General features: G+C 57.1%; 11 protein-coding genes and 1 pseudogene. 4 read left to right on the forward strand and 8 right to left on the reverse strand.

What is annotated here, in order from left to right; all coding sequences use genetic code 11:
* The first annotated feature begins 152 nt into the window (after positions 1–152).
* Entirely contained in the window at positions 153–1,772 is a 1,620-nt protein-coding gene (locus AC1MDT_RS16755) for an FMN-binding glutamate synthase family protein (protein ID WP_480418169.1), read from the forward strand.
* Between the two features lie 25 nt (positions 1,773–1,797).
* Here AC1MDT_RS16755 and AC1MDT_RS16760 read toward each other — a convergent pair whose 3' ends face one another.
* Genes AC1MDT_RS16760 through AC1MDT_RS16770 form a run of 3 tightly spaced genes read right to left on the reverse strand, consistent with a single transcriptional unit; the run spans position 1,798 to position 4,620 of the window.
* Positions 1,798–3,306: a glucosyltransferase domain-containing protein gene (locus tag AC1MDT_RS16760; RefSeq protein ID WP_480418170.1), complete on the reverse strand. Its 1,509-nt coding sequence runs from the start codon at positions 3,304–3,306 to the stop codon at positions 1,798–1,800.
* A 1-nt stretch (position 3,307) separates the two neighbouring features.
* Positions 3,308–4,249, reverse strand: a complete 942-nt coding sequence (locus AC1MDT_RS16765; RefSeq protein WP_480418171.1) for a glycosyltransferase family 2 protein — start codon at positions 4,247–4,249, stop codon at positions 3,308–3,310.
* Entirely contained in the window at positions 4,246–4,620 is a 375-nt protein-coding gene (locus AC1MDT_RS16770) for a GtrA family protein (RefSeq protein WP_480418172.1), read from the reverse strand. Before AC1MDT_RS16770 ends, AC1MDT_RS16765 begins: the two co-directional genes overlap by 4 nt.
* Positions 4,621–4,875: 255 nt before the next feature.
* On the opposite strand from AC1MDT_RS16770, the gene AC1MDT_RS16775 reads away from it, so the two are divergent.
* The 3 genes from AC1MDT_RS16775 to AC1MDT_RS16785 all read left to right on the forward strand — a co-directional run bounded on the left by AC1MDT_RS16775 (position 4,876) and on the right by AC1MDT_RS16785 (position 15,405).
* The gene (locus AC1MDT_RS16775) at positions 4,876–6,000 is read left to right on the forward strand and encodes an OpgC family protein (RefSeq protein ID WP_480418173.1); all 1,125 of its coding nucleotides are present in this window, start codon (positions 4,876–4,878) and stop codon (positions 5,998–6,000) included.
* A gap of 1,098 nt (positions 6,001–7,098) precedes the next feature.
* A complete protein-coding gene (locus AC1MDT_RS16780) occupies positions 7,099–10,218 on the forward strand; it encodes a transglycosylase domain-containing protein (protein WP_480418174.1) in 3,120 nt (1,039 codons plus the stop codon).
* Positions 10,219–10,596: 378 nt separating this feature from the next.
* A complete protein-coding gene (locus tag AC1MDT_RS16785; protein WP_480418175.1) occupies positions 10,597–15,405 on the forward strand; it encodes an NEL-type E3 ubiquitin ligase domain-containing protein in 4,809 nt (1,602 codons plus the stop codon).
* A gap of 54 nt (positions 15,406–15,459) precedes the next feature.
* Here the strand turns inward: AC1MDT_RS16785 and AC1MDT_RS16790 are convergent, their stop codons facing one another.
* The 5 genes and pseudogenes from AC1MDT_RS16790 to AC1MDT_RS16810 form a co-directional block, all read right to left on the reverse strand.
* On the reverse strand, positions 15,460–16,728 hold the full coding sequence (locus AC1MDT_RS16790; RefSeq protein WP_480418176.1) for a hypothetical protein: 1,269 nt from the start codon (positions 16,726–16,728) through the stop codon (positions 15,460–15,462).
* A gap of 66 nt (positions 16,729–16,794) precedes the next feature.
* Positions 16,795–18,056 (reverse strand): annotated as a pseudogene (locus tag AC1MDT_RS16795) (hypothetical protein).
* Between the two features lie 77 nt (positions 18,057–18,133).
* On the reverse strand, positions 18,134–19,378 hold the full coding sequence (locus AC1MDT_RS16800) for a hypothetical protein (RefSeq protein WP_480418177.1): 1,245 nt from the start codon (positions 19,376–19,378) through the stop codon (positions 18,134–18,136).
* A 116-nt stretch (positions 19,379–19,494) separates the two neighbouring features.
* The gene (locus tag AC1MDT_RS16805) at positions 19,495–19,989 is read right to left on the reverse strand and encodes a CS1 type fimbrial major subunit (RefSeq protein WP_480418178.1); all 495 of its coding nucleotides are present in this window, start codon (positions 19,987–19,989) and stop codon (positions 19,495–19,497) included.
* Positions 19,990–20,004: 15 nt separating this feature from the next.
* Positions 20,005–20,745 carry a molecular chaperone gene (locus tag AC1MDT_RS16810; RefSeq protein WP_480418179.1) on the reverse strand — a complete coding sequence of 247 codons (741 nt, stop codon included), beginning with the start codon at positions 20,743–20,745 and terminating at the stop codon, positions 20,005–20,007.
* Positions 20,746–20,754 lie beyond the last annotated feature (9 nt).

The following is a 20,754-nucleotide window of genomic DNA, read 5'->3' on the forward strand; positions in this document are numbered from 1 at the left end:
CGGGTGGCAGAAAGATTGCCCGGTCGGTGTGTGTGCGCCAGTATGCGCAGTCAGTAACTGGCCTGGGCCACCGGGGTAACGCGATTGAGGTCTCACCCCAAAGCTGTCTGTCACTGGCCTACTACAACCACGTTCGAACCCAAGGAAACCGTATGAGCCTGTCACTCCTGAGCCGCTACGCCTTCTTTGCCGTCTGTGTGATTTTCACCCTTGCCAGTCTGCCTTTCCTGGAACATGACTGGCTTTGGCCGATCGCCGCCGTGACCGGCGTTCTGAGTCTGATCGGCCTTTTCGATCTGCTGCAGATCCCCCATGCGGTGCGCCGCAACTACCCGATCCTGGGCAATATCCGTTATCTGGTGGAGGGTATCCGCCCGGAAATCCGCCAATACCTGCTCGAGTCCGACAGCGACGCCCTGCCCTTTTCCCGAGCCCAGCGTTCGCTGGTTTATTCCCGGGCCAAAAATGAAAGCGCCGACAAACCGTTCGGTACGCTCATCGACGTGTATCAGTCGGGTTTCGAATTCATCGGCCATTCCATGCGCCCGGCACCGTTAAGTGATCCCAACAGTTTTCGGGTGATCGTCGGCGGCCCGCAGTGCACGCAGCCGTACTCGGCGTCGGTGTTCAACATCTCGGCCATGAGTTTCGGCTCCCTCAGCGCCAACGCGATTCGCGCGTTGAACCAGGGCGCCAAACTCGGCAACTTCGCCCATGACACCGGTGAGGGCAGCATCAGCGCGTATCACCGGGAAAACGGCGGCGACCTGACCTGGGAACTGGGCAGTGGCTATTTCGGCTGCCGCACGGCTGACGGCCGATTTGACCCGGAACGCTTCGCCGCACAAGCGCAGACACCGCAAGTGCGGATGATCGAAATCAAGATGAGCCAAGGCGCCAAACCGGGCCACGGCGGCATACTGCCCAAGCACAAAGTCACCCGGGAAATCGCCGAAACCCGCGGCATCCTGATGGGCGAAGATTGCATCTCGCCGTCTCGGCACAGTGCCTTTTCCACGCCGATCGAACTGATGCATTTCATCCAGCAATTGCGTGAACTGTCTGGCGGCAAACCGGTGGGCTTCAAGTTCTGCCTTGGCCACCCGTGGGAATTCATGGGCATCGCCAAGGCCATGCTGGAAACCGGCATCCTCCCGGACTTCATCGTCGTCGACGGCAAGGAAGGCGGCACCGGTGCCGCGCCCGTGGAATTTACCGACCACATCGGCGTGCCGATGCGCGAAGGCCTGCTGTTCGTGCACAACACGCTGGTGGGCCTGAACCTGCGAGACAAGATCAAACTCGGCGCCAGCGGCAAGATCGTCAGCGCCTTCGACATCGCCAGCGTCCTGGCCATTGGCGCCGACTGGGCCAACTCGGCGCGCGGCTTCATGTTCGCCATCGGCTGCATCCAGTCGCAAAGCTGCCACACCAACAAATGCCCGACCGGCGTTGCCACACAGGACACCCTGCGCCAACGCGCGCTGGTGGTACCGGACAAAGCCCAGCGGGTGTTCAACTTCCATCGCAACACGCTGAAGGCTTTGGCCGAGATGCTGGCTGCCGCGGGGCTTGATCATCCGTCCCAGTTGTCTGCCAAGCATTTGGTACGACGCATGTCAGCCACCGAAATCAAACTGTTCTCGCAGTTGCATGTGTTCCTGAAACCGGGGGAATTACTGACCGGTGAAGTGAATGGCGAGTTTTACTCGCGGATGTGGCAAATGGCGCGAGCGGACAGTTTTGAACCCAATGAGATCGCGGCGGCCTGACCCCGACGGCCCCAGTCATCGCGCTTTACCAGTGAAGCGATTTAATCGGGGCCGGCTCTTTAAAGACGATAAAACCGTAATCACCCAGCACATAAATCCGGTAGTACGGGCTCTCCACCAGCGGTGGATAACCCAGATAACCGACCAAGGTCGCGTTACGTCGCTCCTTCTCCGCCACCACGTTGGTGATGCCCACTTTCGGCAGGTCCTCGGCCAGCAGGTAAAAGTCGATGTTCAGCAAGTAGTGCAATACCGGCATCTGCTTGAATGAGCCCGCCGCCCCCATCAGCCAGTGATCGGAATACGTCACCGACATATAAATACGCTTGGCTTCGCGCAGTTCCCGGTGAGACGCAATGTCTTGCTCAAGGTTCAGCAGCGCGCTGGTGGCGAAGGTTTTCTGCATCGTCAGCACCCGGCCATAGGCATACGACAATGAAAGCATCGCCAGCAAAGGCACCACCAACAACAATGGAAGCCGCATGTGGAGGCGCCCCAGCGCCAAATGGCTCAAATAGAACAACAGCACCAACAGGACCCCGAAGCCCATCAGTGTCCTGGCGCCTTCATTGAAATCCTGGAAAAACAGCGCGACACCCGACACCAGCAGCACCACGGCGGGCAATGTCAGCAAACACCCCAGCGCGATCAGCCCTTTCCTCACCCCTGTGTCCTGACGCTCCAGCACGTTCAGGCCAAGGCGCACAGCGCCGGCCAGCGCACACAGCAACAGTACCGCGAACACCCAGGCAAATCCGCCATGAAACAGCCGCACGATTTTTTCCAGCACTCGCTCGATGTTGATTTGAAGTTGCAGCAAAGGCGCCGCCGTCCAATTCAACAACGCCGTGCGATTTTGCCTCATGTACGGGTAAGCACTGGCCGAGTAGATCAGCCAGGCGAGCACGATCTGGGCGACTTTCCAGCCGATCAAATCGCGCCATTGCGCCCAGGCCAACCGATCATTGGCGGCCCTGAGCAGCTCCAGGCAACACAAGCCCAGAAACACGTTGAGGCTGATTTGATAGAGGCCCAGCGCCAGCGCGACCAGGAAAGAAGGCACCAGCCACTGAAGGATGCGCGAGGGATGACGATACGTAATCGCGTAGATCACCGAGACCAGGCTCAAGGCCATGACGGGGCCGTCGTATTGATACGTCAGGTTTTGCAGGAAAAACGGGTTGTACCACAGCGGCAATACCACCAGACAATGGGAAATCGTCGGCTGCGGGTCGTAATGAAACGTCAGGCTGGTCAATGCCGAGGCCATGGCCAGCGTGGCGATCAACAGTGGTAATGGATAGATGTTCGGGGCGGCATTGCTGAACGTGAGCAGCTTGTAAAACAGCTCGGCAAACAATCGGCCCTCCTGTGCCCACGCCATTCCGGCCGACAGGGAACGCCAGTTGTCATCGATATAGGCAAAGTCCGCGAGCATCAACGGCACGACATACACAAGGGTCGCGAGCAGAAAAAACAGGAAGACCTGGCGGCGTCCGAGTTCTTTGCCGAGAAAATCGCTAAACCTGCCCATGCTAAAGCCCTAGCCGGTCTTTGCCGCCGACGACGTCTTTCACCACATAGCGCGGCCGATGCTTGGCTTCGATGTAGATCCGACCGACGTACTCACCGAGTATCCCGATGCCGATCAGCTGTACGCCGCCGAGAAACAGAATGGCCGTCATCAACGAGGGGTAACCGGGCACGCTGTTACCGAAGAAAATCTTGTCCAGCACCATGTACACCGCGTAGAGCACCGCAAAGAGCGAAATACTGCCGCCGACGTATGTCCATAAACGCAACGGTACGGTGCTGAACGACGTCACGCCTTCCAGCGCCAGGTTCCAGAGCTTCCAGCCGTTGAATTTGCTGGTGCCCGCTACACGCTCCGCTCGCTCATATTCCACCACCACGGTGTTGAACCCCGCCCATGACAGCACGCCCTTCATGAATAACTGATGCTCGGGCAGTGCGCGAATCACGTTGACCACCTTGCGATCCATGAGCCGGAAATCGCCGACGTTTTCTTCGATCCGGGTGTAAGCGATTCGATTCAGCACATGGTAGAACAGCGCGGCACTTTGGCGTTTGAGGTACCCGTCAGCGGTGCGATCGCGGCGTTTGGCGAGCACCACATCGGCGCCTTTTTGCCATTTTTCAATCAGCAACGGGATGACACTGATTGGGTCCTGCAGGTCCACATCCATAGGGATCACCGCATCGCCGGTGGCATACTCCAGGCCTGCGAACAGCGCCGGTTCCTTGCCGAAGTTTCGCGAGAAGTTAATCAGCATTACCTGTTCATCGGCTTGCGCCAGCGCTTTGATCTGCTCAGCCGTGCGGTCGGAACTGCCATCGTTGATAAATACAATTTCGATCTCGGCGCGTTCAAGTCTCAACTCTTGCCGCACAGCCAAGTAAAACAGGCTGATCGCCTGCTCTTCATTGAATACCGGGACGATCAACGAGACTTTCATTCGTCACGCTCGCGAAACACTACGTACTTTGAAAACAGAAAACCAAACACAAGGCTCAGTGCCGAAAATATAGCCACTGTCAGCAAGCCGTGTAGTTTCCATACGTCTCCCAGATGGCCGATACCCAGACTCAACGCCCCCATGGCCCCCAGAAACAGCAGATACCCGCCGGGCGTTGCCTTGGCGTCGAAGGTATAAAGCGCGTTCATGCAGTAAGAGAATGAGGCGGCAACACAGAAGGCGGACAGGTTACTCACCGCCTGACTGAAGTCAGCCGCCACACTCAGCAGGAAAAAGATTTGCCAGTGAATCAGGGTATTGGCGATCCCGATCACCGTGTACCTGGTAAACCCTTTCCACAAGAGCCTCATGGTGATTCTCCTGTCTGACAGCGCGGCACGAACCCGTCATAAAACTTTGAACCTGTCTACTGTCAGAAATCACAGGTCTGACAACGTTTCAGACCAGTGGTCGCGCGCACCGGCCACTCCAAGAGACATCCCGTAATATCCCGACTTTGCAATTGCCCACGAATCACGCCACCCTGCGCGCCGCCGATGTGCGGCACCCATCCTTTGGCGCCTTCGGTTACTCCCTTTTAAACACCCGTTCACGAGCCCGCCGTCATGACGTTTGAACGCGATCACCGGATCGACTTTTTTCGAGGACTCGCGCTGATCTTCATTTTCTGGGATCACGTGCCTCACAACCCGCTCGGCCAAATCACCCTGCGTAACTTCGGCTTCAGTGATGCGGCGGAAATATTCGTGTTTCTGGCCGGGTACGCAGCGGTGCTGGCCTACGGCAAAATCCTCCAGCGCGACGGTTACCTGATTGCCTGCGTGAAGATTCTGCGCCGCGCCTGGGTGCTCTACGTGGTGCATATATTCTTGCTGGCGATGCTGATGGGCATCGTCTTCTTCGCCAACAGCCACGTGGAAACCCGGGACCTGGTGGAAGAAATGGGCCTGCACCATTTCATCAGCAATCCCCAGCAAGCCTTGGTGGATGAATTGCTGTTGCGCTTCAAACCGAACCTGATGGACCCGCTGCCGTTGTACATCGTGCTACTGGCGGGTTTGCCCTTGGTGCTGCCGATGCTGATGCGCAAGGCCGGGGCGGTGGTGGCGGTGTCGTTGACGGTGTACCTGCTCGCCCCCTGGTTTGGCTGGAACCTGGCCGCCATCAAGGACGGCGTGTGGTACTTCAACCCCGTTACCTGGCAATTGCTGTTTGTGCTCGGCGGCGCCGCAGCGATTCATGGGCAGCGGCCGCGCGTGCCTGACATTCGACCGCTGGCGCGCCAGCCCTGGTTTGTCGGCGCAGCGGTGTACGTGGTGGTGACCGGGGTGATTACCGTTTCGTGGCGGTGGCCGGAAATACACGATGCCGTGATGCCGGCCCGCCTGAGCAACTTGTTGTACCCGATCAGCAAGACCGATCTGTCGCCGGTACGCCTGTTGCACTTCCTGGCGTTGGCCTATGTCACCGCCCGGCTGTTGCCCGGTAACGGTTGGACGCAAAACTGGCCGGCACAGCAATGCTGTCGCATGGGGCGTTATTCGCTGGAGGTCTTTTGTCTGGGTGTGCTTCTGGCGCCGTTGGCGGACATGCTCAATGCACTGACCGACGATGCGTTTGCCATGCAAGTATTCACTGCGTTGGTGGGGGCTGGGTTGATGGTGTTGCTAGGGATGTGGCTGGATTTCAACAAGCGCCTGACCCGTTCACCGCAGTTCGCGGCAGCCTGAAACGAAAAGTCCCCCGGTACGAAAGTTTTTGGGTTGGGTTGGGTCGGGTCGGGTTGGGTTGGGTGGTGTACATATCCGTTTCTGCGGTAACGGCAGCTTAGGGTTCCGCCCTTACGGCGGGTCACTTTGAAAAGCGCAAAGTAACCAAACGCTTTTGCCCCGCCATTCGGTGCCTCGCTAAGGCTCGGCATGCCTTAACGAAGGCATTGCTTCGGGGGCCCGCCGCCATCGGCCATCCATGGCCGCGGTGCCCCCTGCGCAACGCCTGCGTTCGGCCTCTGGGAAAGGGGCGGCAGATCTGAAGCCGAAGCAACGGCAACGGCAACGGCAACGGCAACGGCAACGGCAACGGCAACGGCAACGGCAAGATCAAGAGCTTCGCGAGCAATGTAGGAGCGAGCTTGCTCCGGGCGGCGTTCCGACGATGAATTAGAAGGCAACGCATTTTTCCAGACAGCACGCGTTATCGTTCACGTCCATCGCGAGCAGGCTCGCTCCCACATTGGATCGGCGTACCGCAATTATTCCCCCCCACAATGGATCGGCGTACCGCTTTTGATCCTCACCACTCATCAGGCCGAGCGTTAGCTCGCCTTCAGCTTTTGATCTTGAGGCACCGCCCCCTCGAGAGGCCGAGCGGAGGTTCTGCGCAGTGGGCAACCCGGCATGGATGCCGGGTTAGCCGCCCCCGGCCATGGATGGCCGATGGCGGCGGGCCCACGGAGCAGGACCGGAGCGAGGGCATGCCGAGCCACAGCGAGGCACCGAACGAAAGGGGCAAAAGCGTTTGGTTACTTTGCGCTTTTCAAAGTGACCCGCCGTAAGGGCGGAACCAATAGTCGCCATAACCCAAAAAACGGATATACACCCAAGAAAAGCCCCCATCCCCCACCCACAACGACAAGCCCCCCCTGAAGCCCCCGAGCCAAATCAAACCAGTGCCAATCGAGATCACTCCTTCCAGCTTGTCAAGCTCCCTGACCACAAAAAAACAATGCACTTTTCGAAATATGTGTATTCACAATTTTTTCACCAATGCCAACCACCGTCTAAGCTTCAGTCAAGTCCGATCAATCTGCGTGAATGGATCAGTCGACTATGGGCGCATTATGGCAAACCGATTCGAGTAAAACTGTGGTCCCGACTGAACGTGTGGATGAAGCACCTTTACCCGAAAAACCCCGTCGCAGTCGCATCAAGCACGGGTGGAAGGCGTTTTGGCTGCTGTTGCTGATTATCCTGATCGTCCTGAGCCTGGCCGCCGCCAAGGAAATGCGCACTTCGAAGTTCCAGGCCCAGGAAGTCAGCAAATTTGCCGCATCCCTGAGCTACGAACTGAAACCCGGCCCCAGCGATGCTATTCGCTATCCCGGGGCAGGCCCGTTCGACCTGCGTCTGGGCTACAGCTCTCTGGATGAATTCCTGCCGCGCCTGATCAAGCGCGACTACGTCATCGCCGCACAAACCCGCTTTTCCCAAAAGCTGATGGACTACACCGACAGGGGCTTTTTCGTGCCCTACCCGGAGAAAATCCAGGCCGGGCTGTCGATTACCGACTGCCGTGCGGCACCGCTGTACCAGTTCAAATATCCCCAACAGCTGTATTCGAGTTTTGCCGCCATCCCGCCGGTAGTGGTCAACAGCTTGCTGTTCATCGAAAACCGCTTCTTGCTCGATCCCCGGCAGCCCCAGGCCAACCCCGCCGTGGACTGGCCACGGTTCGGCATGGCGGCATGGTCCCAGGTCGCCAAACTGATGCACATGCCTGGCCAATCTGCCGGTGGCAGTACCCTGGCAACGCAACTTGAGAAGTACCGGCACTCACCCGATGGCTTGACGGTGTCAGGCGGGGAAAAAATCCGTCAGATGATATCCGCCAGTGTGCGCGCCTATCAGGCCGGTCCGGAGACGCTGGCGGCTCGGCAGAACGTGGTTCGCGACTACCTGAACAGCGTGCCCCTGTCCGCCGTACCGGGCCACGGTGAAGTGCATGGCATGGCCGAAGGTTTACGCGTCTGGTACGGCGCCGACTTCAACCAGGCTAACGAATCGCTGGCCAGCAGCGCGACGGATCCAAAAACCATGTCGGAAAAAGGCCTGGCCCTGCGTGAGATGTTGTCACTGATGATTGCCCAGCGTCGTCCTTCCCATTACTTGACCAAGGGGCGCGAAGAACTGGTCGACCTCACTGACAGCCACATTCGCCTGCTCGCCCAGAATGGTGTGATCGATGAAGCGCTGTCTGAAGCGGCCCTGGCCAGCAAGGTGACTTACCGTGACTGGCAGACTCAGCCGACTATCCAGCCCATCGAAACCAACAAGGGCATCAGCGTGGCGCGCAGTCGTCTGGGCGGTTTGCTCAATCGTCCGTTGTATGACCTCGACCGCCTCGACCTCTCGGCCACCAGCACCCTGCAAGGTGTTCTGCAAACCAAGGCCACCGAATACCTCAAGCATCTGGCCGACCCGGCGTTTGCCGCGCAGATCGGTTTGATGGGCGAACACTTGCTCACCCCGACCAGCACTTCCCAAGTGCGCTACAGTTTCACGCTGTTTGAACTGACACCTGACGGCTCGCGCGTGCGGGTGCAGACCGACAGCACCGACCAGCCGTTCGACATCAACGAAGGCAGCAAGCTGGAACTGGGCTCAACCGCAAAAATGCGCGTGCTCACCACTTACTTGCAGATCATCTCCGAGCTGCACGATAAATACGCCGGGATGACCGTCCCGGAACTGAAGAAAGTCAACGTCCCGGAACAGGACCATATCAGCCGCTGGGTCGTCGATTACCTGATCCAGAATAAGGATCGCAATCTGCCGGCCATGCTTAGCGCCGCGCTGGACCGCAAATACTCCGCCAGCCCCGGCGAAGCCTTTTTTACCGGTGGCGGGTTGCATGTATTCCATAACTTTCGCAAGGAAGACAATGGCCGCATTCCGACACTGCGCGATGCAATACGTGAGTCGATCAACCTGCCGTTCATTCGGCTGATGCGCGACCTGGTGCATTACGCCACCTACTCCGGCCCCAACAACAGCGCCGAATTGCTGGTAGACGACCGTGATCCACGTCGTCAGGAATACCTCGCCTCGTTCGCCGACAGTGAAGGCACATCGTTCCTGCTGAAGTTCTGGAAAAAGTACAAGAACAAGGACACCCAGGCGCGGCTCGAAACCTTCCTCGACGGCATGCACCCGACGCCCATTCGCATGGCCGCGGTACACCGGTATCTGTTGCCAGAGGCCAGTCAGGAAAGCTTCAACACCTTCGTGCGTTCGCACCTCAAAGGCGCCAAGCTCACCGAAAAACTCACTGACGAACGCCTCCAACGCCTCTACGAAAGTTACGGCCCTGGCGCTTATGACCTGCCGGACCAGGGCTTCATCGCCAAGGTCCACCCGCTGGACCTGTGGTTGATGGGTTACCTGCTGAACAACCCGGATGCCAAGTGGAGCCAGATCGTCAAGGCCAGCCAGTTTGAACGCCAGGAAGTCTACAGCTGGCTGTTTAAAAGCCGTCACAAGGGCGCCCGCGACAGTCGCATCCGCACCATGCTGGAGATCGAAGCGTTCCTCGACATTCACCAGCGCTGGCAGAAAGTCGGCTACCCGTTCGATCACCTGGTGCCGTCACTGGCCACCGCCATCGGCAGTTCCGGCGACCGCCCGGCGGCCCTGGCGGAGCTGATCGGGACCATCCTCAATGACGGTATTCGCATGCCAACGTTGCGCATCGACTCCCTGCACTTCGCCGCGAATACGCCGTATGAAACCAAATTGATCAATAACCCGAATGTCGGCAAACGGGTGATGCCTTCCGAGGTTGCCACGGCCATGCGCGAAGCCTTGTCGCAAGTGGTAGACGCCGGTACCGCCAAACGGGTTTCCGGCAGTTTTACCACACCCGATGGCAAACCATTGGCCATGGGCGGCAAGACCGGGACAGGCGATAACCGCATTGAAGCCTTCGGTCCGGGCGGACGGGTTCTCAGTTCAAAATCCATCAACCGTACCGCGACCTTTGTGTTCTACATCGGCAAAAATCACTTCGGGACGTTGACCGCGTTCGTTCCCGGCCAATCTGCCGAAGCCTTCAAGTTCACTTCGGCGTTGCCGGTGCAAGTACTCAAAGGCATGGCGCCGATTCTCTCGCCGTATCTGCAACCAGAGAGTCATACGCAGTGCCTGCCTGTCGAGGTGGCACGGAGTGAATGAACGAAGGTGGTAATTAATTATTTTCGGCATTGATAATTCCGGTGCTTCGTACTGACGAACACCGGTTTAACCACAGATATTCAGACTTTTACTTTGGGCGATGGAAGATAGGCTGGTGACTTCCATCATCACTCAAGGCTTGTTACCACGATGTCTGATTTACAAGGACGTACACCCGACAACAAAGGCCGCCATTACGACTTCATCAACAGTCGTATCCCTCACCCATTCAAAAATGCCTCAGTGCAGAGAATCCAGGATCTCAGTGCCGCTCGAAAGGGCCGCACGCAATGGGTAATCACAGCCTCAAACTTTAATCACAACCTGTTACAAGACGCCAACCTGAAACTCTGGGCAGCCCAAAACAACGTCGATCAGATGCTTGATGAGTTACAGGATATTTATACATTCGCCGCACCGTTACTGAGCGCCGCACTGAAAGAACACTACGGCGTCGACGATGATGTCAGAACCACTTACTTGCGTCTTTACCTGCCCAAAGAACGCCCCTGGTATGCGATCAACCTCTCCCAGGGCGTGGTGACCCGTACGGTTTCACTGCTTGACGCTGCACTGCATAACTTCGCCCGATCCGAAACCTGCGAAGCGGACTCCGACTTCATCAGCCAGCCCGATCAGCGAGGGCTGTTCGATATCAAGCCGATCAAACGCAAAATGTCCATCGCCCAGTTCCAGACCCTGTGTCGCGAACTGGACATCGGCGCGCGATACACCCAGTACCTCGAAAGCATCTTGCTGCCCAGCGATGCAGTCGCCAGAACGTCCTTGAGACACAAAGTCATCGAGAGCGAGAAAGCGGCATTCGTGGCCGCGGCCCACCTGGCCTTCATCACCAAAGACATCGACCGCAACGCCCGTGACCTGGTACTGGCCATGCTCGACGGGCAGCACTACCTCACCCTCAAAGGCAAAGCGGTGCGGTTCGCCGAACTGTCCATCATGAACACCACCCTGACCGGAATAGTGCTGATTGCCCCGGACCTTGAGAAAAGCCATAAGGTCGAAGGCCTGATCGCTTACATCCCCGGTGACCCCGAGCATCCACTCAAAGAGTATGCCTCGGTGACCGACTTCCTGAACCAGTTGACCGGCCAGTTGCGGGACGACGCCTTTATCGAATCGGCCCGGATGACCTACCGCCAGTTTTTCAGCCGGTTCGTCGACCAGCAAGAGCGAGGACACTTTTTCGCCGGTCTCCAGCAACGCCTGTTCAGGGTTGAATGGCATAAGAAAGAAACGCTGGACCAACGTCCGACGTGGCGAGAAGAACCGGTAACCAACCCCCATCTGCAATTCAACGTCACACCGATCACCGGTGCTTTGTGGACTCATCTCTATCAGCAAAAGCTCAACAAGATCCTCAATGACGCCAGACACGTCGCCGTCTCCACCGCCGATACCGATAGCAACGCACGCTGGGCCTGGTGGGATAACTTCAAGAAAATCGTGTCTGACATCTTCAATGTCGCGCTGATGGTGATCACGCCCTTCGTGCCGGGGCTGGGTGAATTGATGATGGCTTATACCGCCTATCAGATTGCCAACGACGTCATCGAATCCATCATCGACCTGGCCGAAGGCCTGTGGATCGAGGCCATCGAACATGTTGTGGCCGTCGTGAACGATGTCGTGCAACTGGCGGCTTTTGCGGCGGGCGTAAAGATTGGCAATATCGCTCGCCTCAAACTCTCGGGGCTGATCGAAGGCATGAAACCGGTTGAACTGCCCGACGGCCAACGCCGCCTGTGGCACCCCGATCTCAAGCCCTACGAACAGCCAAACCTGAAGTTGCCGGCCGACTCCCGTCCCAATGAGCAGGGTCTGCACTCACACAAAGGCCAGGACATTCTGCCTTTGGATAATAAAAACTACGCCGTGCAGCAAGATCCAAAAACGGGCAACTATCGCATCAAGCACCCACACCGCTCCGATGCCTATTTGCCCGAGCTGAAACACAACGGTCGCGGTGCCTGGACCCATGAAGCCGAAACCCCGCGAGCCTGGGAAGGCCCGACACTGATGCGTCGTCTCGGGCATAGCGTGGACAGCCTTAGCGATGCCGAGCTGGCGCGAATCCGCATCACCAGCGGTACCGAGGACAATGCGCTGCGCAAAATGCACGTCGACAACACTGCGCCGCCACCGCTGCTGGCCGACAGCCTGAACCGCTTCAAACTCTTCAAAGACGCCGCGCAGGCGAGCGAACGGATCCGTGCCGGCCAGCCACTGGCGCCGTCCTCCTATTGGTTCGAACCGCTCCCCACCTACTTGGAAGGATGGCCCGCCGACAAAGCGTTGAAGGTCTACGAAGACGCCGGCCGGACAGGACACTTTCGCCAGTATGGAAATCCTGGGGCGAGCGCCGACCAGACACTCGTCACCCATCTCTCTGAGGTCATGAGTGGAGAATGGCCGCAAAACATCATCGACTTCCTTGACGAAAAAGAACTCAAGACCCTGTTCGGTCGGCAGATGCCAAAAGATGAGCAGGTACAAACGCTGCGCAACAGGCTGGCTGACGAAGCGGACAAGCTCAAGACGGAGATCTTCGACCAGCACTACCAGGCCGGTGAAACGTCGAATAATCCCCAGGTTCGACTGTTTAAAAATACGTTCCCGGAGCTGCCGACCAAAGCCGCGCAAACGCTATTGGGCAACGCCAGTGCCGCCGAGCTTGAGCGCATGACCGTCGAGCAACGGCTACCGTTACGCCTGAAAAACCAGGCCCGGGAATGGGCATTCGAGGCGCGAACCAGTCATGCTTACGAAGGGTTCTACAACGACGTACAGCTGACGGCGGATACCGAGCGTCTGGCCCTGAATACGCTCAGGATCTACACCGACACGTTCAATGATTGGCGTATAGAAGTCCGTGAGGGCACCACTGACGGCCCGCTGCGTTGCAGCGTGGGTGAAGGAGATGCGGCGACCGTGCGGATTCTGGTCAAGGATGAATTTGCACAGTACGAGGTTCATGGCGACCGCAGGCCCCGTGAAGCAGAGGATTTTTTTCAGGCGATTTTGCAGACACTGCCCGCAGACAAACGCCAGGCACTGGGTTACCGCACGGGCGAAGGGCAGAAGCTCAAGCAATGGATCATGGAAAAAACCGCCGCCCCCGCCGAGCGTCGAACCGTCCTCGCAACGCCGCCCATCCGCCCCGTCGCCGACCCCGACAACGCTCTACTGTTGCGCGGCCCCGGTCTTTCAAAATCGGGACAAACACTGGAAGAACGGACGAGTGATCTGTACCCCCACTTGAACGAACGAGAGGTCAGCACCTTCGTTCAATCATTGGGTGCAGAAGAAGACGCGCTGCAAACGCTCAGACGACTCGACCGTGAACTGGCCACTCTTCAGGAAACCCTCAACAAATGGCGGTATCAGCAACCTGATGCCTGGGGCCCGGATCGGCAAGGCTTTGTAAGGGGCGGCGGCCAACACATTGCCGAACGGCTCGTGGAATGCTTCCAAAGAAAGGCCAAGGTTTTCGGCGAACGCAGTACCACCGTCGACGGGGGGTATGCACTGGATCTGTCGTCAGAGTTAAGCCGTTATGATCTCGAACTCTGGTGGAAAAAACTGCCTGACCTCAAGCCCTACCTCGATCAGATCAGCACTCTGAATCTGGATCGCACGACCTTTTCCGCATCTTCCACCGGCCTGCTGAAAGACTTCCCTCACCTGCGGCAACTGAGCGCCAGGAGTTGCCGATTGACGCAACTGCCCGAAAGCGTTGGCAAGATGCATTACCTGCGTACCTTGCGGCTGATGAGCAACGAGATCACGTTGACACCGTCGGCGGTCGAACAACTGCGAAATCTGACCCATATGGAAACCCTCAGGCTCGATGACAACCCGCGGCTGGGAAATCTGCCGAACGTCGAACGCATGCCCAAGCTGAGAATCCTGAGCTTGAGCAACACGGGCGCCACCACGTGGCCCGATGGCGTCTTCGCGCCGGGCAAGCGACGACCTCGCGGCTTCTTTCTGGACTTGCAGGAGAATCCCATCGGCAACATTCCGACCGTCGTGCCCGGCTCGGCAGATGCCTTCATCGTGGCGCGCACCCGTTTGTTCGAAGCAGATCTCTCGGAGGTCAATCTGGTCATTTTTGAAGCGTATCGACGCTCGGTCGGCATATCCCCCAAGCAGGTCTACACCGAGGCCGCCATGGACGCGGTCAACCAATGGCCGATGAAGGATGACTCCGCCTGGTGGAGCGCCGAGGTCCCCGGGCTGGGTACCTTCCGCATGGAAGCCTGGCACGACTTGATGACCGAGCCCGGCTCTCAGGGGTTCTTCTCGTTGATCCAGAAACAGACACTCTCGGCCGACTACCAGGCCGGCGGCCTATTGCGCGAACAACTCAGCAGCCGGGTATGGCGCATGGTCGAAGCCATCGACCTGGACAGCAAATTGCGCAAGGAGCTGTTCGAAATGGCGGCGGCGCCCACCACGTGCGCCGATGCGGGGGCCCAGGTGTTCAACCACATGGGCATCAAGGTGCTCGCCTCCGAAGCCTATGCCTTGTCGACTTCGAATGCGATCCTTCAAAGCAGGTTGGTGACACTGGCGAAAGGTGCCGCTCGTCTTGCGCGAGTGGATGACATTGCACGTGCCGATTACGCCAGCCGTTCGGACGCCGATGAGGTTGAACTGTATCTCGCTTATGAAACCGGCCTCGCTCAACGCCTCGGTTTACCGTGGCAATCGGAGTCGATGCTGTATCGCCCCAGGGCAGGAGTGAACGCCAGTATGCTCGACACGGCGTTCGATACGGTGATGTCCATGGAAGCAGGCGACGGCTTGGTCAATGACATGATCGAACAACTTTTCTGGGACAAATACTTGGGTGACACTTACCCGAGTGAGTTAGCGCGCAATACCCGACTATACAAGCGCAAGGCCGAACGGCTCGATGAGTTACGGGACGTTCAACGCACCTGGGCAGGTTCCAAAGGGATGCTGATCGCGCAAAGACGAGCGCTCAAACAGCGACTGCAAACCCTCGCCCGACAACTCAACGTCCGGGAAAGCCTGGTGGTCACGGATGAAGAAATGAGCGATGCAGTCTATGGCGATTTGCTTAACGATATCGCTTACGAAAGAAAGGAATTGAGCAGGCAACTGACCCGTGCGGCTCTGCAAAGAGCTGGACAATAACGGCTCAACCACTCGCCCCTGAAAGCATCAGGCTCCTTTCAGGGGCGCCCCCCCTTAACCTACGTCCGAATCCCAGATCACCGTGATAAAGCCCCGGTAGAGTCGTGATTGCCCCGGTTGCATCATGCTGGCCACAGCGTCCGGTGGCACTTCAAAGTGCAACGTTCCGGGTTTGCGATCCACATAGAAACCCGGTTGAAAACTTGTGGCTTCGTACCGACTCAATAACTGACGGTCGACGGTTTTCCCATCAGCGTCGGTCAAACCGTGGGGCAGGCTTACGCTGATGTGCAATGGAACGTTACGGCTATTTTCGAAATCCAGCAATCCACAGTGGCCGTTACCCCCGGCAATGGAACATTCCAGCTTCATTTTGAAAGGTGTGCTCGTTGAGATATTGAACGTTTGATCCCTGAACAGTCGCGTCGGTTTCCGCCCCTGAGCCAGCCAAGCCTGCCAGCCCCCCTGGGGGACCAGTTCAATGCGATTGCCTCCGGGGGGAATATCGACTTTCAGGGTATGCCTGACCTCAAGCAGAAAATTAAGCGTTAACTGGCTATCGCTCGGGATCATGACATCGCCCATGTCGAAATCCATGCCCGGACCAACGGTGTATGAAATAGTCCCCGTGTATTCACCCGACTGCATGTTCAGGGGGTCGGGTGTACGCATTTCATAACCAAAAACGATGTACTGATAGGAAAAAAACGGAATATCAAACAACGCTTTCTTGCTGCATACACCCGCTCCCACGGGCACTTTCCAGAAACTGTTGTAGCCATGGTGACCAGCAGTCGCCACGCCAACACCTTCGCAAGGAGAAGGTGCGTATACCCAACTGCCACCCGCCCATAGTTGATCCCACCAGCCACCACCGGTCAGCTCACCGATCAATACGGGAATGGAGGCTTCGTGACCAATACCCGCGATCCTCACTTGAACCACTTTTGTCTCAACCACTGTTGAATCACCCGATGCAAGGGTAACAGTCACATCTCGCCACTCGGAAGGCACTTTGGCCATACCGCCCTTGCGCGGGTCAGCATGATTGGCCAGGATCGGTGCATTAGCCGTGAATGGAATGCGAGCGAGAAGGCTGAACAGACCCGCAGGTTTACAGATACCCGGCACCTGGCTACAGAAGCCCTCGGAAGGGGTTTGATTGACGAATTCATTTTTTTGCGGCTTCGACGCATCGGGTTCGAACAAGGCCCTGATGTCACGCACGTCCGCCAGTGCTGCCCCTGTCATCAGGGAATACAGCAACCCGATCCCTGAGCCGACCCTCAGCACCCGGCATATACGTCCATTTGTAAAACTCATATTTCTTCCTTCCAACAGATCACATGTGTGTTCGAACCACCGGAGCAGTCCATGTTCCGGACTTCACTAAACCTCCGAATCCCAGATAACCGTGACGTTGCCGGAGTACTGCCGTTGCGACCCGGGCTTGATCATCTCGGCCACTTCATCCGCGGGAACTTCGAAGTGCAGCGTTCCCGGTTTTCGATCCACGTACACACTCGGCTGGAACAATTCGGTACCACTGCCATCACGCAGTAACTGGCGGCGGTTAACGGCTTGCCCGCCCACGTCGGTCAAGCCATGGGGAAGACTGACGCTGATATTCAGCGGTACCACATGGCCGGAAACAGGCTCGCGCAAGGAACAGGTTCTGCCATCCTGGGTGTATTGGCATTCCAGGTTCATCTTGAAACGCGAACTTGCGGAGATATTGAACGTTTGATCCCTGAACAACCGCGTCGGCTTTCGCCCCTGTTGCAACCAGGATTGCCAGCCGCCCTGCGGAACCAGTTCAACGCGATTACCACCCGGTGGTACATCGACTTTGAGGGTGTGCTGAACATCCAGCACGAAATTCAATCCCAGGGTTGAACTGCTGGCTGCATGACGTCACCCATGTCGAAATCCATCCCGGGCCCGACGGTGTAGGTCAGCTTTCCCAAGTACTTTCCCGAGGACATCCCCAACGGGTTGGGGGTTACCAGCTCATAGGCAAAGTCGAGGTAGTCAAAACGAAGCCAAGGCACATTGAATTTCGCCTGTTTTTCACAGGCACCTTGAGACGGGGTTTTCCAAAAAAAAGCATAGGTCTGCGGGGCGAATAGACCCACACCGCTGTAAAAACAAGGGGACGGCGCATACACCCAGCTATTGCCCCACAACTGATTGTGCGCGACCCGATAGTCGGTTCCACCGCCTACCAGGCTGATCACGTCTTCAGTCACGTATCGCGAGCCGATGCCGGCAATGCGAACCTGAACGGTTTCAGGCTCCCCGGTCTTTTCATGTATCACCGTCAATTCTCGCCACTGTGCCGGAACCATGATCATCGCCCCTTGACGGGCATTCTCATGATTGGCCGCAATTGGCCCACTGGAATTGAACTGAATTGGCACGCGCAGACTGAACATTACGTTGTCCCGGCATTCGCCGGGATAGCTCTCGCAATAACCACTTGGAGGCGTGTCGTTCTGGAATTGATTACGTTGCGGGTTGCCAGAGTCTGGTTTGAACGAGGCCTGAATCGACACCTCCTCAGCCCAAGCCGTTGGCAACCACATCGAGAACAAAAGACCCGCACCTGCACTGCGCAATGCACATCGTTGAAAGGCGTCTAAACGCTTCATCCTTTAAGCCTCATAGTGTCAGTAATACTTGGCCCAATGGCCTCAGATCATGGCGCGCCCCTCCTTGGGCAAAATGATTAAACTTGCGAATCCCAGATCACTGTCACGCTTCCCGAGTACTGCGTTGCTTGTCCCGGGCGAATCATTTCATCGACTTCAGTGGGGGGAATTTCGAAGTGCAACGTTCCAGGTTTGCGGTCCACATATAACGCTGGCTGGAACAACTCCGTACCACTCCCGTCACGCCGAAGCGGCCGACGCGTCACCGGTTGCCCGCCCGCATCCGTCAAGCCATGGGGCAGGCTGACACTGAGGTGCAGCGGAACAGTGTGACGGGACATGGGTTCATACAACGAGCAGTTATTACCGTCCTGACTGTATTGGCACTCCAGCAGCATTTTGAAGCGCGAACTGGCGGAAATGTTGAAGGTCTGATCGCGGAACAACCGAGTCGGCTTGCGCCCATGGGTCAGCCAGGCTTGCCAGCCGCCCTGCGGCTCCAATACCACACGATTACCACCGGGCGGGACATCCACCTTGAGTGTGTGCTGAACATCGAGCGTGAAATTGAACACAAGCTCGCTCTGAGAGGGAATCATGACGTCACCAAAATCGAAATCCAGTTCTGGGCCAACCGAGTAAAGAGTCGATCCTGTGTACTGCCCCGCCGACATGCCTAACGGGTTTGGCGTCCGGAGTTCGTATGAGTATTCAAGATATACATGCGCTGTCTGAGGAATATCTTTTACAGCTTGCATCGCACAAGCGCCCGCCCCTTCTGGCACGATCCAGTGCCAAAGTAAGGAACGCGTATTACCCGTCGCATAACCTGTGGTTTGACAGGGTGCTGGTGCATATAGCCAACCGGCCGAGCCCCGAACCCATGCTTCACCAAAGCTCACGCCAGCAATATCTGTCCGACTACCGACGCCGGCTATCCGTACTTCAACCGTTTCAACTTCCCTCGTAGTGTTGTTTATAACGTCAACCTGACGCCAATATGAAGGCACCTTGAACATTGCACCCTCACGGATACTTCCATGATTGGCCAGGATAGGACGGTTGGACCTGAAAACAATATCCGAATTGCGGATGCTGAAAATATTCATATCCTTGCATCGCTGCGGAATATGCCCAGGGCAGAATCCACTTTGCGGCGTTGTATTTTCGAATTTATTGTTCTGTGGATTCGCAGAGTCGGGTCTGAACACAGCGGTAATCTCCTGCACCGCCGCGTTCGCCACTTGTGCAACAGAGTTACTCAACAACCCAATGACCAACATCCACTTGGCGCCAGTTTTAGCGCAATTAATCCAGCTCATGTACTTAATCCAGATTCACTCACAAACAAGACATCCCTACCCTCCGCGTTTAACCATTAACAGTCGGCGCAATCCAACATCCTTGTTGAACTCAATACTTGTTGCTTGATTTACGTCTACGGCATGACAGCGTTGAAGATCAGGTTGACGCTGCCGAAATAATTGCCGGATTTGTAAACGCCATCGGCAGGCGGCTGCGGCAAGATTTCCAGCAACACACGTTTGCCCGGCGCGGCATCGGTCAACGACACCACTTCAATACTTTCCCGTTCGTTCAACAGCAGGCCGTTGAACAGCACCCGCAAGCCAATGTCATGAGCGTCAGTGCCATTCGACAGGTAGGGTCGGCCTTCAAGCCGGGCTTCGATCGAACCGGCTTCATTCTTGACATCGAAATATTTGCGCAAGCCCCCCAGCGTCGACGAGGTCAGGTTCCAGGGCAGTTGCTGCTCACGATGAATCCAGCCAGGGTCTGACGGAATGACATAAAACGCCTGGGTCGGAATCGTCACGAACACCTCGAATTGATGTTCTTCGCGGGCGGCGAAAACCGAAGAACTTGCCAGCGGGACAACAGCCGACAACAGCACGACAGTCAGTTTCTTGAACATGCTCATCACCCGGTCTTATCCCTTCACGTCGAGTTTTTTGCTGCGTTCGCCTTCAACCAACGTGAAGTTGTATTGGCGACCGGCCTGCTTTTCGAACTGGAACGTGCGGCCCGCGAGAATGTGATGCTTGGTGGTCGGCTGGCAGTCCTGCTCGTTTTTGATCGAGCAATCCTTGAACTCATCGATCACCACCACGGTGTTGCCGTTGTTGCGAATCCGATAATTGCCGGCGCCGTTTTCGATCGCACTGTCGAAACGGGTGTCCTTGGGCCGAACGAAAAACACCGCGCCGTAACCGGCCAACACGGTCACCCCGGCGGACAACTCTTTTTTGTATTCTTCGCGTTCCTCGCTGGAGACGGCGAACTCATCTTCTTTCTCCGGCACCACCGGCACGAAGCGCACGCGGAAATAGCGCTCCTTGTCACGCTCACCCATGTACAGCAGGCGCGTGCCCTGCATGCCATTGGCCGGCACGATCAATCGGGCCGGGCTGGCCATCAAGCCATCGCGGGCACTGCCGTCAGCCTGGGACTGGATCGGTACTTCTCGCGAAGTACCGTCCGCCTCATAGAGAATCTCGAGGATGTTGACCTTGACGAACGCAGTGCTGTCGCCTCCGTTGAAGACCCGTTTCAAGTAGGTACTTTTGTCGCCGTCCATGTAGTCATACACGGTGCCGATGTTGATGCTCGGGCCAGCGTGTGCGCTCTGGGTGAACAAACAAAAACCAAATACTGCCAACAGACGTTTCATCGTCTTGAA

The organism is Pseudomonas sp. ASL7 (assembly GCF_056680375.1).

What these genes read in the sequence shown, in the direction of transcription:
- AC1MDT_RS16810 (WP_480418179.1), bottom strand. Translation starts at nt 20,745, where the DNA reads ATGAAACGTCTGTTGGCAGTATTTGGTTTTTGTTTGTTCACCCAGAGC.
- AC1MDT_RS16785 (WP_480418175.1), top strand. Translation starts at nt 10,597, where the DNA reads ATGCTTGATGAGTTACAGGATATTTATACATTCGCCGCACCGTTACTG.
- AC1MDT_RS16755 (WP_480418169.1), top strand. Translation starts at nt 153, where the DNA reads ATGAGCCTGTCACTCCTGAGCCGCTACGCCTTCTTTGCCGTCTGTGTG.
- AC1MDT_RS16805 (WP_480418178.1), bottom strand. Translation starts at nt 19,989, where the DNA reads ATGTTCAAGAAACTGACTGTCGTGCTGTTGTCGGCTGTTGTCCCGCTG.
- AC1MDT_RS16790 (WP_480418176.1), bottom strand. Translation starts at nt 16,728, where the DNA reads ATGAGTTTTACAAATGGACGTATATGCCGGGTGCTGAGGGTCGGCTCA.
- AC1MDT_RS16800 (WP_480418177.1), bottom strand. Translation starts at nt 19,378, where the DNA reads ATGAGCTGGATTAATTGCGCTAAAACTGGCGCCAAGTGGATGTTGGTC.
- AC1MDT_RS16765 (WP_480418171.1), bottom strand. Translation starts at nt 4,249, where the DNA reads ATGAAAGTCTCGTTGATCGTCCCGGTATTCAATGAAGAGCAGGCGATC.
- AC1MDT_RS16770 (WP_480418172.1), bottom strand. Translation starts at nt 4,620, where the DNA reads ATGAGGCTCTTGTGGAAAGGGTTTACCAGGTACACGGTGATCGGGATC.
- AC1MDT_RS16775 (WP_480418173.1), top strand. Translation starts at nt 4,876, where the DNA reads ATGACGTTTGAACGCGATCACCGGATCGACTTTTTTCGAGGACTCGCG.
- AC1MDT_RS16760 (WP_480418170.1), bottom strand. Translation starts at nt 3,306, where the DNA reads ATGGGCAGGTTTAGCGATTTTCTCGGCAAAGAACTCGGACGCCGCCAG.
- AC1MDT_RS16780 (WP_480418174.1), top strand. Translation starts at nt 7,099, where the DNA reads ATGGGCGCATTATGGCAAACCGATTCGAGTAAAACTGTGGTCCCGACT.